13 protein-coding genes are annotated in these 14,535 nt (G+C 68.9%); 12 read left to right on the plus strand and 1 reads right to left on the minus strand.

Features of this window, described 5'->3' with window-relative positions:
• Nucleotides 1-32: 32 nt before the first annotated feature.
• Genes AB0F17_RS58905 through AB0F17_RS58920 form a run of 4 tightly spaced genes read left to right on the plus strand, consistent with a single transcriptional unit; the run spans nucleotide 33 to nucleotide 5,061 of the window.
• The gene (locus AB0F17_RS58905) at nucleotides 33-1,121 is read left to right on the plus strand and encodes a Gfo/Idh/MocA family oxidoreductase (RefSeq protein ID WP_358043835.1); all 1,089 of its coding nucleotides are present in this window, start codon (nucleotides 33-35) and stop codon (nucleotides 1,119-1,121) included.
• The gene (locus tag AB0F17_RS58910; protein WP_358043838.1) at nucleotides 1,118-3,925 is read left to right on the plus strand and encodes an alpha-mannosidase; all 2,808 of its coding nucleotides are present in this window, start codon (nucleotides 1,118-1,120) and stop codon (nucleotides 3,923-3,925) included. Before AB0F17_RS58905 ends, AB0F17_RS58910 begins: the two co-directional genes overlap by 4 nt.
• Nucleotides 3,926-3,974: 49 nt before the next feature.
• On the plus strand, nucleotides 3,975-4,844 hold the full coding sequence (locus AB0F17_RS58915) for a hypothetical protein (RefSeq protein ID WP_358043841.1): 870 nt from the start codon (nucleotides 3,975-3,977) through the stop codon (nucleotides 4,842-4,844).
• A complete protein-coding gene (locus AB0F17_RS58920; RefSeq protein WP_358043844.1) occupies nucleotides 4,837-5,061 on the plus strand; it encodes a hypothetical protein in 225 nt (74 codons plus the stop codon). Before AB0F17_RS58915 ends, AB0F17_RS58920 begins: the two co-directional genes overlap by 8 nt.
• Before the next feature lie 52 nt (nucleotides 5,062-5,113).
• Here the strand turns inward: AB0F17_RS58920 and AB0F17_RS58925 are convergent, their stop codons facing one another.
• The gene (locus tag AB0F17_RS58925; RefSeq protein ID WP_214644107.1) at nucleotides 5,114-5,608 is read right to left on the minus strand and encodes an Lrp/AsnC family transcriptional regulator; all 495 of its coding nucleotides are present in this window, start codon (nucleotides 5,606-5,608) and stop codon (nucleotides 5,114-5,116) included.
• A gap of 201 nt (nucleotides 5,609-5,809) precedes the next feature.
• Between AB0F17_RS58925 and AB0F17_RS58930 the strand changes: the two genes are divergently transcribed.
• The 8 genes from AB0F17_RS58930 (at nucleotide 5,810) to AB0F17_RS58965 (ending at nucleotide 14,508) form a co-directional block, all read left to right on the plus strand.
• Nucleotides 5,810-7,243 (plus strand): gamma-aminobutyraldehyde dehydrogenase, encoded by a 1,434-nt coding sequence (locus AB0F17_RS58930; RefSeq protein WP_358043848.1) that lies wholly within the window; start codon nucleotides 5,810-5,812, stop codon nucleotides 7,241-7,243.
• Nucleotides 7,244-7,260: 17 nt separating this feature from the next.
• A complete protein-coding gene (locus AB0F17_RS58935; protein WP_358043851.1) occupies nucleotides 7,261-8,328 on the plus strand; it encodes an ABC transporter ATP-binding protein in 1,068 nt (355 codons plus the stop codon).
• Nucleotides 8,329-8,331: 3 nt separating this feature from the next.
• Nucleotides 8,332-9,561: a spermidine/putrescine ABC transporter substrate-binding protein gene (locus tag AB0F17_RS58940; protein WP_358043854.1), complete on the plus strand. Its 1,230-nt coding sequence runs from the start codon at nucleotides 8,332-8,334 to the stop codon at nucleotides 9,559-9,561.
• Nucleotides 9,562-9,564: 3 nt separating this feature from the next.
• Nucleotides 9,565-10,416 carry an ABC transporter permease gene (locus AB0F17_RS58945; protein ID WP_358043857.1) on the plus strand — a complete coding sequence of 284 codons (852 nt, stop codon included), beginning with the start codon at nucleotides 9,565-9,567 and terminating at the stop codon, nucleotides 10,414-10,416.
• Nucleotides 10,413-11,198: an ABC transporter permease gene (locus AB0F17_RS58950; protein WP_358043860.1), complete on the plus strand. Its 786-nt coding sequence runs from the start codon at nucleotides 10,413-10,415 to the stop codon at nucleotides 11,196-11,198. Before AB0F17_RS58945 ends, AB0F17_RS58950 begins: the two co-directional genes overlap by 4 nt.
• Before the next feature lie 36 nt (nucleotides 11,199-11,234).
• Nucleotides 11,235-12,629: an FAD-dependent oxidoreductase gene (locus AB0F17_RS58955; protein ID WP_358043863.1), complete on the plus strand. Its 1,395-nt coding sequence runs from the start codon at nucleotides 11,235-11,237 to the stop codon at nucleotides 12,627-12,629.
• 25 nt (nucleotides 12,630-12,654) lie between these two features.
• Nucleotides 12,655-13,527 (plus strand): alpha/beta hydrolase, encoded by an 873-nt coding sequence (locus AB0F17_RS58960; protein WP_358043866.1) that lies wholly within the window; start codon nucleotides 12,655-12,657, stop codon nucleotides 13,525-13,527.
• A 72-nt stretch (nucleotides 13,528-13,599) separates the two neighbouring features.
• Entirely contained in the window at nucleotides 13,600-14,508 is a 909-nt protein-coding gene (locus AB0F17_RS58965) for a serine hydrolase (RefSeq protein ID WP_358043869.1), read from the plus strand.
• Nucleotides 14,509-14,535: the final 27 nt, after the last annotated feature.

Consider the following 14,535-nt stretch of genomic DNA (forward strand, 5'->3'; position numbering starts at 1 on the left):
CCCAGGCTGACCCCACGCTGGAGGATCGGGCTTTGAAGATCGCGCTTGTCGGGTGCGGTGCCGTCACGCAGGCGGTGTACGTACCGCTGCTGTCGAGGCGCCGTGACCTGTTCGAGGTGACCGCCGTCTGCGACCTGTCACGGACCGCCGCCGACGCCGTCGGCGACCGGCTGGGGGCGCCGAAGCGCTTCACGGCCGTGGAGGGCATGCTGGCCGAGGGCGGGTTCGACGCCGTGGTCATCCTCGCCTCCGGCTCCCATGGCGAGCCGGTACGCCAGGCGCTGGCCGCGGGCTACGCCGTGCTCTGCGAGAAGCCGCTCGCGCTGACCAGGGCCGAGGTCGAGGCGCTGCCCGAAGGGCGGCTGATGGTCGGCTACATGAAGCAGTACGACCCGGCGGTGCGCCGGGCCGAGGAGCTGCTGGCCGAGCTGGGCGGTCCGGCCGTGATCCGGTCGGTCGAGGTGACCGTGCTGCACCCGAGCGCCGGGTCCCAACTGGCCTTCGCGAACCTGACGGCGGCCCGTGACGTGGACCCCGAACTGCTGGCCTCGCTGCGCGCGGCGGATGACGCGCTGGTCTCCCGGGCGCTCGGGGACTCGGCTCCCGACTCCGTCCGGGCCCTTTATGGGGTGGCCCTCGGCTCGATATGCCACGATTTGTCGCTCTTGAGGCGCTTTACCGGGTCGCCTGTCGATATTTCGGCAGTTGAGACGTGGGGGCCGGGACCGGGGTCCATCGAGGTCTCCGGGACGCTGCCCGTCAGCGGGCGGTTCTCGATCCGGTGGCACTACCTGGAGGACTACCCGGCCTACCGGGAGACCGTGGCCATCCACCACGACAGGGGCTCGCTGGAGCTGGTCTTCCCCGCTCCCTACCTGCTGAACGCGCCCACGACGCTGACCGTGGTCTCGGGGGTCTCCGGGGGAGAGAGCCGGGCCGAATGGCGGGACGTGACCGAGGCGTTCGAGGTGCAACTGGCCGCCTTCCACGCCTACGTCAACGAGGGCAAGCCGCCGCTCACCGCCGCGGCCGGTGGGCTGGCGGACATCGTCACGGCCCAGAGCATCGCCGCCTGCTTCGCCGTACAGCATGACCTGCCGATCGGAGGGGAAGCCGCGTGACCGCCGAAATCGTCGTCGTCCCGCACACGCACTGGGACCGGGAGTGGTACGAGCCCTTCCAGCGGTTCCGGCTGCGGCTGGTGGCGCTGCTCGACGAGGTGCTCGACACGATGGAGCGCGAGCCCGGCTACCACTTCACCCTCGACGGTCAACTGGCCTGCGTCGACGACTACCTGGAGGTCCGGCCGGAGAACCGCGACCGCGTCGCCGCCCTGGTGGAGTCCGGGCGGCTGGCGGTCGGGCCGTGGCAGATCCTGCTCGACGAGTTCCTGTGCTCGGGCGAGAACATCGTGCGCAACCTCGAACTCGGCATGAGCCGGGCCGACAAGCTCGGCGGGGCCATGGCGGTGGGATATCTGCCCGACATGTTCGGGCACACGGCTCAGATGCCGCAGATCCTGCGGCGGGCCGGGCTGCTGCACGCCTGCGTCTATCGCGGGGTGCCGTCGTCCGTGGTGACCGACGCCTTCGCCTGGGTCGCGCCTGACGGCACGGCTCTGCGGACGCAGTACCTGCCTGCCGGTGGATACGGCAACGGGGCGCACCTCTTCGAGGATCCCGCGCGGCTGCCGGAGCGGGCCGCCGAGTTCATCCAGCGGATGCGGGAATGGCACGGGCCCGAGGGGGCGCTGCTGGCGATGTACGGGACCGACCATTCGGCTCCCGTACGCGGGTTGCCCGGCATGGTGGCCGACATCGGCGCCCGCATGGACACCTTGACCGGATATATCGGTGCTTATTCGGGTTCTGTGGAGGGGCTGCCCCGGGTCTCCGGCGAGCTGCGCTCACACGCCCGCGCGAACATCCTGCCCGGCGTCATCTCCGTGCGCGCCCACGTCAAGCAGGCCATGGGGCGGGCCGAGCGGATGGTCGAGCGCTACGCCGAGCCGCTGGCCACGCTGTGGGGCGGCGACTGGCCCGGCCGGTTCCTCGACATGGCGTGGTGGCGGCTGGTGGACGCCAGCGGGCACGACTCGGTGACCGGCTGCGGCGTCGACGACACGGCCCAGCAGGTCGCCGCGCGCATCGCCGAGGCCGAGCAGCTCGGGCAGGCCGTACGCGACATGGTGACGGCCAGGCTGTCCGCCGCCGTACCGTCGGACGGGGTGCTCGTCGTCAACCCGACGCCCGCCACCCGGCGCGGCGTCGTGCTGCTGGACGTGGCGGGCCGGGACCCGCTGGTGGACCCGACCGGTGCGCCGGTGCCCGCGCAGACTCTGGAGTACGCGCCCACGCTGTTGCTGGATGCCGAGATGGACCCGGCCACCGCGCTGACCTTCATCCACGGCACGGAGCTGTACGGTCAGCACATCACCGGCTGGTCGGTGGAGGACGGCACGCTGACGTTCACGGTGGCGCGGGAGTCCGCGGTGGCCTTCAACGTGGCGCAGGTACGCGGGGCGCTGGACGGGGTGACCCGGGTGCGGATCGTCGCCGAGGCCCGCCGTACGGTGGCCGCGCTCGTCGAGACGCCGCCCTTGGGACACACGAGCGTCCGCCCGGCACCGTACGGCTCGTCGGCGTCGCACGACTCCTCGACCGTGCACGACTCCTCGACCGTGCACGACTCCTCGGCTGTGCACGGCTCGCCGGCGTCGGACAGTTCCCCGGCGTCGCACGGCGCCTCGGCGGCGTCCGGTGGCTCCTCAGCTGTGAGTGTGCCGGTCGCCGGGGTGCGGGCCGAGGAGCGGGCGCTCGACAACGGGCTGCTGCGTGTCGAGGTGGCGGCGGACGGGACGTTGACGCTGACCGGCGCCGACGGGACCGTCATCACGGGCGCGGGCCGCATCGTGGACGGCGGCGACGTGGGCGACACCTACAACTACGCGCCCCCGGCCGACGACCGGATCGTGTCGGACCCGGAGTCGGTCGAGCTGACGCCGGTCTACTCGGGCCCGCTGCTGGCCGCCTTCGACGTCCGCCGCACCTACCGCTGGCCCGCCGCGGGCCAGGGCATCGAGGGCACCCCGGAGATCCCGGCCGCCGCCAGGACCGAGACGACCGAGGAGATCGTCGTCGACACGCGGGTCGAACTGCGGGCCGGCGAGCCGTACGTCAGACTGCACGTCTCGTTCGACAACCGGTGCTCCGACCACCGGGTACGCCTGCACGTACCGCTGCCCGCGCAGGCGGCGGCCTCGTACGCGGAGGGCCAGTTCGCGGTCGTCACACGCGGTCTGACCTCGGAGGCGGGCTGCGGCGAGGTGCCGTTGCCCACGTTCCCGGCCTCCGGGTGGGTGGCCGCCGGCGGGGTCGCGGCGCTGCTGGAGCACGTCACCGAGTACGAGCTGGCCGACGATGGCGCGGAGCTCGCTCTCACACTGCTGCGCTCGGTCGGCTACCTCTCACGCAACCTGCACGCCATGCGCCCCGAGCCGGCGGGCCCCCAACTGCCGACCCCGGCCGCCCAGTCACGCGGCCTGCGCACGGTCAGCCTGGCGCTCATGCCGTACAGCGGCTCGTGGGAGGCGGTGCCGCCGGCGGCCGAGACGTTCCGGCACGACCTCCTCGCCGTCCCCGGCACCGGCGACCCGTCACTCACCCTGCCCCCGGCGGCCTCCGGCCTGTCGGTGACGGGCGACGGCGTGGTCATGACCTCGCTCAGGGTCCGCGACGGCTGGCACGAACTGCGCGTCGTGGCTTTGTCGGAAAGCTCCGCGAACGCGGTCATCTCCGGCTCGTTCACCCAGGCTCGCCATGCCGACCTCCGCGGCCGCCCAGGCGACCCGCTGCCTGTCTCATCCGGAACCGTCCGCCTTGCGCTGCGCCCTTGGGAGATCGCCACCATTCAATTGGCCAACTAACGGTAATGTAACGATCGCGGAGAGTAATATCTCGACCATGATCACCCCATTGCATGAGGGGCTGGTCGGGATCTCTACTCTCGACCATGGACATATGGCGCACATACTGCGCGAACTGTTCGCCCTCCCGATACCCGTCGAGTCCGAGGGCACCCGGGTCTGCAGCGACTTGTCGGAGGCTGTGCCGGCTCCCTACCGGGCGGACGCGGCGCTGCTGTACGGCGACGACCCCAGCACCAGGCTGGGCGTCGTCGTCGAGGTTCAACTGAGCGACGACAAAGACAAGCGCTGGTCCTGGCTCGCCTACATCGCCAACCTCCGCGCTCGTGACAACTGTCCCGTCTGCCTGGTCGTCATCTGTCCCGACCGGGCCACGGCCCGCTGGGCCGCGCGCCCCGTGGAAACGGGCCACCCCGGCCTGACCCTGACCCCGCTGGTGATCGGCCCCGACAACACCAAGGCCATCACTGACGTCGCGGAGGCGGTCGGCAACATCGGTCTAGCGGCCATCTCCGCGATCACCCAGAGCGATCATCCAGAGATAGCGGACATCCTCGCCGCGCTTACGGAGGCTTTGGACGGCCTCGATCCGGACGTGGCGCGACGCTACGCTGAATATGTCACCGTGGCGCTGGAAGGCAACGCGCAGAAGGAAATGGAGCGACTCATGGCCACAGAGACCTACCTCTACCAGGGGGAGTACGCCCAAAGCCTGCTCGCCAAGGGCGAGGCCAGGGGCGAAGTGAAAGGCGAAGTAAAGGGCGAGGTCAAGGCGCTGCTCAAGGTGCTTGAGTCTCGAGGGGTCGTGCTGTCTGACGGTGACCGTGAGCGCATCACAGCCTGCAATGACGCCGCACGCCTCGAGCTGTGGCTGGAGCGGGTGGGCCTGGTCTCCACGGTGGAGGAGCTCTTTGCCTGAAAGCTACCTCTATCGGGGGGAGTACGCCCGCAGCCTGCTCGCAAAGGGCGAGACCGAGGGGATGGTCAAGGTGGTGCTCAAGGTGCTCGATTCCCGAGGGGTCGTGCTGTCCGACAGCGACCGTGAGCGCATCAGCGCCTGCAATGACGCCGCATGCCTCGAGCTGTGGCTAGGTCGAGTGGCCCTGATTTCCACAGCAGACGAGCTCTTCGCCTGACCCGCACGTGAACGAAGACCGAGGCGGACCCACGGGCCCGCCTCGAGTCAGCTCAGCGTGTCCCCCACGAGTAAGTCTGCTTACGCAGCTTCAGGTACACGAACGACTCGGTGGCCCGCACCGCCGGAATGGCCCGGATCTTGCTGAGGATCTCCAGCAGGTGCCCGTCACCCTCGCACACCACCTCGACGATGACGTCGAAGGACCCGGCCGTCAGGACGACGTAGTCGATCTCGTCGATGGCCGCCAGTTCGTCCGCGATCGAATCCAGATCGCCCTCGCAGTTCACCCCGATCATCGCCTGGCGCGGGAAGCCGAGCGTGAGGGGGTCCGTGACGGCGACGATCTGCATCACTCCGGCCTCCTGCAGGCGTTGCACCCGCTGCCTGACCGCCGCCTCCGAGAGGCCGACGGCCTTGCCGATCGCCGCGTACGGCATGCGCCCATCGCCCTGGAGCTGCTCGATGATCTGTTTGGAGAGATCGTCGAGCACGAACGGCGCGGGGGCGGCGTCATTGCTACGGCGTACGCGGGGCGGCGTGGACATCGTGAGGGGGCCTCCTAGCGGTCCGGCGTTGCGGGCGCATTCCCGCCGCGTTGCCGTCCTGGTGCGACATGGTGTCAGCTATTGGCCCTCTGTCAAGCGATTTCGTAGCAATTTGATATATTCGCCACGAAATCCCTTGTCGTGATGCATGTGCTCTGTAAGAGTCTCGGCATCTCAGCCACCTCACGAGGAGGTCATACCTTGACCACCCGTCTGCAGAACTTCATCAACGGTGAGTTCGTGGACGCCAAGAGCGGCCGATTCTCCGATGTCATCGATCCGTGTACGGGCGAGGCCTACTTGCAGGCCCCGATCTCGGGCACCGAGGACATCGACAGCGCCTACGCCGCCGCGGCTGCCGCGTTCGAGTCATGGGGACAGACGACCCCAGGGGAGCGGGCCAACCTGCTGCTCAAGGTCGCCGACGCCATCGACGCCCGGGCCGACGAGATCAACGAGGCGGAGTGCCTGAACACCGGCAAGCCGCGGGCCCGCATGTCCGAGGACGAGACCCCGGTCGCGTCCGACCACTTCCGCTTCTTCGCCGGCGCGGCCCGTACGCTGGAGGGCCCGACGTCGGGCGAGTTCCTCGCCGAGCACACCAGCGTCATCAGGCACGAGCCGATCGGCGTGATCGGGCAGGTCACGCCGTGGAACTACCCGATGATGATGGCGGTCTGGAAGATCGCTCCCGCGCTGGCCGCCGGTAACACGATCGTGCTCAAGCCGTCCGACACCACCCCGGCCTCCACGCTCAAGCTGGCCGAGATCATCGGCTCGGTACTGCCCGCCGGGGTCTTCAACGTGGTGACGGGTGACCGGGAGACCGGCGCGCTCGTCGTGGGCCATCCGACCGCGGCCATGGTCGCCATCACCGGTTCCGTCGGCGCGGGCATGGCGGTGGCCAAGACCGCCGCCGAGGACGTGAAGCGGGTTCACCTGGAGCTCGGCGGCAAGGCGCCCGTCGTGGTCTTCGAGGACGTCAAGGACCTGCGCAAGGCCGCCGGCGACATCGCCACCGCGGGCCTCTACAACGCGGGGCAGGACTGTACCGCCGCGTGCCGGGTACTGGTCCATGAGAGCGTGCACGACGAGTTCGTCGCAGCCCTCACCGAGGCCGCAGCGGGCACCGTGACCGGTGACCTGTCCAATGACGAGGCACTGTACGGCCCGCTCAACAACGAGAGCCAGCTGGCCAAGGTGCAGGGCTTCATCGAGCGCGTCCCGGCGCACGCCAAGGTGCTCACCGGCGGTCACCGGGTTGGCGAAAAGGGTTACTTCTTCGCCCCCACCATCGTCGACGGGCTCAAGCAGGACGACGAGATGGTGCAGAACGAGGTGTTCGGCCCGGTCATCACCGTCCAGACGTTCTCCGACGAGGCCGACGCGCTGTCCAAGGCCAACGACGTCAGATACGGCCTCAGCGGCTCCGTCTGGACGTCCGACCACGGCCGCGCCATGCGCATGTCCAACAGGCTCGACTTCGGCGTGGTCTGGGTGAACACGCACATCCCGTTCGTGTCGGAGATGCCGCACGGCGGCTTCAAGCACTCGGGGTACGGCAAGGACCTTTCGGTGTTCGGTCTGCATGACTACACCCGGGTCAAGCACGTCATGCACTACATCGGCGACTAAGAGGACAGTGCCTGGACATGGCCGAGCTGAACGCGATCGAACTAGATGACGTCGTCAAGGAGTACCTCTCACACGGCGAGGTCGTCCAGGCCGTCAAGGGCATCACGCTGGGCATCGCCGAGGGGGAGTTCTTCTCCCTCCTCGGCCCGTCCGGCTGCGGCAAGACCACGACCATGCGGATGATCGCCGGGTTCGAGGACCCGTCGCGCGGCGTGGTCAGGCTGCACGGCAACGATGTGACGGACGTCCCGCCGAACAAGCGTGACGTGAACATGGTCTTCCAGTCCTACGCGCTGTTCCCGCACATGAGCGTGTGGGACAACGTGGCCTTCGGGCTCAAGCAGCGCAAGGTCGCGCAGCCGGAGATCAGGCAGCGCGTGGGCGAGATGCTGGAGATCGTCGATCTCACCGGCCGGGAGAAACGCCGGCCGCGCGAGATGTCCGGCGGTCAGCAGCAGCGGGTGGCGCTGGCGCGCGCCCTGGTCAACAAGCCGCGGGCGCTCCTGCTCGACGAGCCGCTCGGCGCGCTCGACCTCAAGCTCCGCCAGGCCATGCAGATCGAGCTCAAGCGCATCCAGCGCGAGGTCGGCATCACGTTCGTGTACGTGACGCACGATCAGGGCGAGGCGCTCACCATGAGCGACCGGATCGCGGTCATGAACGACGGCCTGGTCGAGCAGCTGGGCGGGCCGCGCGAGATCTACGAGCGGCCCGCGACGACCTTCGTGGCCGGGTTCATCGGCACCTCCAACCTGCTCGCGGGCACGGCGACCGGCGGCGTGCTGCCCATCGGCGGCGGCCGGGTGCTGGTGCCGGAGCAGGACGGTCAGGTCAGCGTGACCGTCCGGCCGGAGAAGATCACCATCTCGACGGAGAAGCCCAACGGTGACGTCAGTGTCGTGCCCGGCACCGTGGCCGAGGTGGTCTACCTGGGGACTTACACGAGTTATGCCGTGAGCCTCGCGGATGGGGCGGAAATCACGGTATTTCAGCAAAACGCGCTCGACTCGACGACCACCGCAGAGCGGGGCGATCCCGTCTGGCTGTCGTGGCGGGCGCAGCACTCTTACGCGATTGGAAGTTGAGCCATGAACCGCTCGCTCAACCCGGCCCTTCTGCGGGGCATGACTCAGGCCCGCACTCGCCGGGACGCCTTCAGGATCGCCGGTCTGTCCGCCGCCGGGCTCGCCCTCGCCGCCTGCGGCGTGCAGGGCAAGAAGGCGGAGGCACCCAAGACCGACGCCGTCAAGGACTACTGGGCCAAGCAGACCAAGCACGGCCGCGTGGTCTTCGCCAACTGGCCCGAGTACATGCCCGAGGACCAGGCGCCGCTGAAGAAGTTCCAGCAGGCCACCGGTATCTCGTACCAGTACAAAGAGGTCATCAATGAGAACGCCGAGTTCTTCGGCAAGCTCGACCCCGTGCTGAGGGCGGGCCAGTCGTCCGGCTTCGACATCGTCGTGATGACCAACGGCATCCAGCTCCAGCACATGATCGAGCTGGGCTACGCCACGCCGCTCGACCACGCGAAGATGCCGAACTTCCTGGCCAACGCCGGTGACAAGTACAAGGAACGCTCCTACGACCCCGGCAACGTCTACACGATGCCGTACACGTCGGGCGTGACCGGGATCGCGTACAACACCAAGTACGTGGACGAGGACATCAAGAGCATCGGATCGCTCTTCGACCCGAAGTACAAGGGCCGGGTCGGCATGATGAACGACGCTCAGGAGATCGCCAACTTCGGCATGTTCGCCCTGGGCCTCGACCCGGAGAAGTCGACCGAGGCCGACTGGAAGCAGGCCGGGGAGAAGCTCAAGGCCCAACGCGACGCCGGAATCGTCCGGAAATATTACGACCAGAGCTACATCGATGCCGTGTCCAAGGGCGACGTCTGGATCAGCATGGCCTGGTCGGGCGACGTCTTCCAGCGGCAGCTCGCCGGTGAGCCGGTCAAGTTCGTGGTGCCCGAGGAGGGCGGCACGATCTGGACCGACAACATGCTCATCCCCAAGAACGCCGCCAACCCGGTCGACGCGATCACCCTCATGGACTACCTCTACCAGCCGGCGGTCGCCGCCGAGCTGGACGAGTTCATCCAGTACGTCACGCCGGTGCCGGCCGTGCAGGATCTGCTGCGCGAGAAGGCCACGAAGGCGACGGGAGAGGGGAAGCAGTCGCTGGATCAGATGGTCGAGAGCCCGCTGATGTTCCCGTCGGAGGCCGAGTACGCCAAGCTGCGTACCTACGTCAAGCTGAGCACGGCGCAGGAGCAGGTCTTCAACCCGATCTTCCAGTCGATCACGCAGGCGTAGGAGATGAAGCGGCTCACCCCCTACCTGCTGGCGCTGCCGAGCTGGATGTGGCTGGCGATCTTCCTGGTCGTGCCGATGGCCGCCATGGCGTCGGTCTCGCTGCAGACGGGCAACGCGATCGACGGCTTCGCCATGACGTTCAGCGTCTCCAACTACTCCGACGCGATCAGCCGCTACAGCACGCAGCTTCTGCGCTCCCTCCTGTACGGCGGGCTCGCCACGGTGGCGATGCTGATCATCGGCTACCCCGTGGCGTACTGGATCGCCTTCAAGGGCGGGACACGTAAGTCGGTGTACCTGTTCCTGCTGCTGCTGCCGTTCTTCGTGTCGTTCGTGCTGCGGACGATCTCGTGGGGCTTCCTGCTGGCCGACGACGGCGTCCTGTTCGGCCCGCTGAAGGGCTGGGGCCTGCTGGACCCCGAGTTCCACGTGCTGGCCACCACGTTCGCGGTGGTGGGCGGACTGACCTACAACTTCCTGCCGTTCATGATCCTGCCGATCTACGTGGCGCTGGAGCGGGTCGATCCGCGGGTCATCGAGGCGGCCTACGACCTGTACGCGACGCGGCTGTCGGCCTTCCGCCGGGTGGTGCTGCCGCTGTCGCTGCCGGGAGTGTTCGCCGGGGTGCTCATGACCTTCGTGCCCGCCACGGCGGACCCGGTCAACGCGCAGATACTCGGCGGCACGGCGAACACGATGATCGGCAACATCATCCAGACCGAGTATCTGACGAACCTCAACTACCCGACAGCCTCGGCGTTGTCGTTCACGCTGATGGCCGTGCTGCTCGTGGGCATCTTCATCTACGCCAGAGCGCTCGGCACCGAGAACGTCCTCGAGGCGGTGGCGAGATGAGGGGCCGCAGGTTCGGGGACAAGCTGCTGCACGCCTACACCTGGCTGGTCATCGTCTGGCTGTCCTCGCCGATCGCCGTGATGATCCTTTTCGGGTTCAACGACAAGAAGAGCAAGTCGAACACCACCTGGCAGGGCTTCACCCTCAAGTGGTACGACCGCCTCTTCGACATCTCCGACCTGACCGTCGCGCTGCGCAACTCGCTGGTGATCGCCCTGGTCAGCACGGTCATCACGGTCGTGATCGGCACCATGCTGGGACTGGCCGTCGGCCGCTACCGCTTCCGGGGGCAGGGGACGACGAACTTCCTGATCTTCGCCGCGATCTCGACGCCCGAGCTGGTCATGGGGGCGTCGCTGCTGTCGCTGTTCGTCTCGGGCAACGTGCCGCGCGACGCGACCACGATCATCATCTCGCACGTGCTGTTCTCGCTGTCGTTCGTCGTCGTCACCGTACGGGCCAGGGTGATCGTGCTGGACCCGGCCATGGAGGAGGCGGCCAGGGATCTCGGGGCGACCGCCTGGGGGACGTTCCGGCAGGTGACGCTGCCGTCGATCATGCCGGGCGTGCTGGCGGGGGCGATGCTGGCGTTCGCGCTGTCGATCGACGACTACGTGGTGACCAGCTTCGTGAACGGCTCCACCATCACCTTCCCGCTGTGGATCGTGGGGTCCGTCAAGACCGGCATTCCGCCGCAGGTCAACGTCATGGGTACGCTGATCTTCGGCGTCGGCGTGCTGATCGCCATCGCCACCTCGGTCGCGGCACGCCGTCGTGCCTGAAAGTCACAGAACCAACATCGTGGGGAAGTGGAATGTGTGGATCCGCTGAAGGCGCTTGCTGACGCGGAGCGCAAGCCGTACTGGCTGGACAGTCCGGCCAGTCCGGAACCAAGGTCACGGCTCATCGGCAACACCAGCGCCGACCTCGTCGTGGTCGGCGGCGGCTTCACGGGGCTGTGGACCGCCCTGCTGGCCAAGGAACGCGACCCCGAGCAGGACGTCGTCCTGCTCGAAGGCCGCAGGATCGGCTGGGCGGCCTCCGGCCGCAACGGGGGCTTCTGCATGGCGACCCTCACCCACGGCCTGTCCAACGGCCTCGAACGCTGGCCCGACGAGATCGGCCGGCTCGAACGCCTCGGCGTGGCCAACCTCGACGAGATCGAGCGGACGCTGGAGCGCTACGGCATCGACTGCTCCTTCGAGCGCACCGGCGAGCTGAACGTCGCCACCGAGCCGTGGCAGCTCGACGCGCTGAACGAGCACCTCGACCTCATCTCCGAGCTCGGCCTCGACTACGTGCCGCTCGACCAGGACCAGGTGCGGGCCGAGGTCAACTCGCCCACCTACCTGGGCGGGCTCTGGGACCGCAGCGGCTGCGCCATGCTCGATCCCGCGCGGCTGGCCTGGGGGCTGCGCGAGGCCTGTGTCGCGCTCGGGGTCCGGGTCTACGAGCGCAGCCCGGTCCGCTCGCTCGCCGACGACGGCGTCACGATCAGCCTGCGCACCCCGCACGGCGTCGCCACCGGCCGCCGCGTCGCGCTCGGCACCGGCGTGTTCCCGCCGCTGCTGCGGCGGCTCAAGCACTTCGTGGTGCCGGTGTACGACTACGCGCTCATGACCGAGCCGCTGACCGGCGCGCAGCTCGCCGACGTTGGCTGGCGCAACCGGCAGGGCGTGGGCGACGGGGCCAACCAGTTCCACTACTACCGGCTGACCGACGACAACCGGATCCTGTGGGGCGGCTACGACGCCGTCTACTACAACGGCGGCCTGGTCAAGCCGGAGTACGACCAGCGCGACGAGACGTTCGTCAAGCTGGCCGACCACTTCGCCACCACGTTCCCGCAGCTCGCGGAGGTGCGCTTCACGCACCGCTGGGGCGGCGTGATCGACACCTGCAGCCGGTTCAGCGCCTTCTACGGTCAGGCGCACGGCGGCCGGCTGGCCTACGCCGTCGGCTACACCGGCATGGGCGTCGGCGCCACCCGCTTCGGCGCGAACGTCATGCTCGACCTGCTCTCGGGCGAGCGCACCGAGCGGACCGACCTGCGGATGGTACGGGAGAAGCCGATGCCGTTCCCGCCGGAACCGGTGCGGTCCGGGGTGATCCAGTTCACCCGCTGGTCGATCGCCCAGGCCGACCAGCACGAGGGCAGGCGCAACCTCTGGCTGCGCGCGCTCGACCGGATGGGGCTCGGCTTCGACTCCTGACCGGCACAGGCGGGAACATGGGGACATGAGGGTTGAGTTCACCGCAGATGGGATCGTGCTGGCAGGGGACCTGCGGGTGCCCGAGGGAGAGGGGCCGAGGCCGGGCCTGGTGTTCACCGGGCCGTTCACCGGAGTGCGCGACCAGGTCGCCGGGCTCTACGCGGAGCGGCTGGCCGCGCGGGGCTACGTGACGCTGGCCTTCGACCACCGCAACTGGGGCGAGTCGGGCGGTGAGCCGCGCCGCCACGAGGACCCGCAGGCCAAGCTGGGCGACCTGCGGGCCGCGGTGTCGCTGCTGCGGGCGAGACCCGAGGTGGACCCGGAGCGGATCGGCGCGGTCGGCATCTGCCTGGGCGGGGGATACGCGCTGCGGTTCGCCGCCTTCGATCCCCGGGTGAAGGTCTTCGCCGGGATCGCCGGGGCGTACAACAACCCGTACGCGATGCGGTCGGGCATGGACTACCAGGCGGCGCTGGCCTCCTTCACCGAGGTGCTGGAGCGGCAGGACCTCGGCGGGCCGGTGGAGTACCTTCCCGCCGTGGCGGCGGAGGGCGAGGCGGCCATGCCCGGCGACGAGCCGTACGCCTACTACGGCGGCGAGCGGGGCGCGTCGGCGACCTGGGCGAACGAGGTCACGCGGGCCGGCGTGCGCGAGTTGATCACCGTGGACAACATGATGGGCGCCGACTTCCTGTCGCCCAAACCGGCGCTGATCGTGCACGGCGTGGTGGACCGGTTCTGCCCGCCGGAGGGCGCGGAGGAGGCGTTCCGGCGGCTCGACCGGCCCAAGAAGCTCGTCTGGGTCGACACCAAGCAGCACATCGACCTCTACGACCGCGAGCCGTACGTCACACAGGCCGTCGACGCGACTGCGGACTTCCTACGCGAACACCTGTGATGGGTGTGGCGGGCTGATCCGCCGGGAAGAGACCGTTTTGTACCCCCGGTGAGTTTCCTGGGGGGTTTGTAGGTGCGTGCGAGATTGTGGATGGGTGCCGCCCTGACCGCGGCCCTGATGACGAGCTGCGGGGCTGAGCCGCTGGTGCCCGTGGCGGTACGGCTGCCTTGGGTGCGTGCCGACCGGTGCCTGCTGACCATCCACGACCCCCGGGCGGGGGCCGCGGCCAGGGCTGAGCTCGACCGTGACATCGGCCGCTACCTGGCCAGGCAGTCGGGCCGCATCGTGTACGCCGCGCGCGACCGGGTCACCGGCATCACCCTCGGCCATGGGGAGCACCAGCACGACATGATCACCGCCAGCGGCGTCAAGGTCGACATCCTGACCGCGCTGCTGCTCCGCCGTAGCCGGCTGGGTGCGGACGAGCGCGATCTGGCGTCACGCATGATCAGGGAGAGCGACAACTCCGCCGCCGACGCGCTGTGGTGGCGGGTCGGGGCGGGGGAGGGGATGAGCGGGTTCTACCGGAAGGTGGGGCTGCGCGAGACGACGCCGGGGCCGAGCCGCTACTGGGGCGGCACCACCACCAGCCCCGCCGACCGCCTCCGGCTGCTGAAGGTGCTGATCGGCGGGGACAAGGGGCTGGGCGCCGCCGATCGTGACCTGGTGCTCCGCCTGATGGGAGACGTCGTGCCCGATCAGGCGTGGGGGGTCAGCGCCGCCGCCCGGCGAGGTGACCGGGTGGCGTTGAAGAACGGCTGGACGCCGCGGCCGTTCATCCACAACACCTGGGCGGTCACCAGTTACGGCCGGATCGTCGGGCCGGGGCGCGATCTGCTGCTGTCGGTCCAGACGGACCAGCAGCCGGGCGAGGGCTCGGGCATCCAGGCCATCGAAGGGCTGGCCCGGATGATCGGCACCCGCCTCGACAGCCTGTCACCGGTCCTGATCAGACCCTGCGCGGCCGAGCCCACGGCCTGACCGGCCGCGTCAACGGCCTGACCGGCT

The organism is Nonomuraea sp. NPDC026600, from assembly GCF_040638335.1.
Classification (GTDB): domain Bacteria; phylum Actinomycetota; class Actinomycetes; order Streptosporangiales; family Streptosporangiaceae; genus Nonomuraea.

Bases quoted from the DNA above. Each gene is read 5' to 3' on its own strand.
- AB0F17_RS58935 (WP_358043851.1), top strand. From the start codon at position 7,261: ATGGCCGAGCTGAACGCGATCGAACTAGATGACGTCGTCAAGGAGTAC.
- AB0F17_RS58940 (WP_358043854.1), top strand. From the start codon at position 8,332: ATGAACCGCTCGCTCAACCCGGCCCTTCTGCGGGGCATGACTCAGGCC.
- AB0F17_RS58960 (WP_358043866.1), top strand. From the start codon at position 12,655: ATGAGGGTTGAGTTCACCGCAGATGGGATCGTGCTGGCAGGGGACCTG.
- AB0F17_RS58950 (WP_358043860.1), top strand. From the start codon at position 10,413: ATGAGGGGCCGCAGGTTCGGGGACAAGCTGCTGCACGCCTACACCTGG.
- AB0F17_RS58945 (WP_358043857.1), top strand. From the start codon at position 9,565: ATGAAGCGGCTCACCCCCTACCTGCTGGCGCTGCCGAGCTGGATGTGG.
- AB0F17_RS58925 (WP_214644107.1), bottom strand. From the start codon at position 5,608: ATGTCCACGCCGCCCCGCGTACGCCGTAGCAATGACGCCGCCCCCGCG.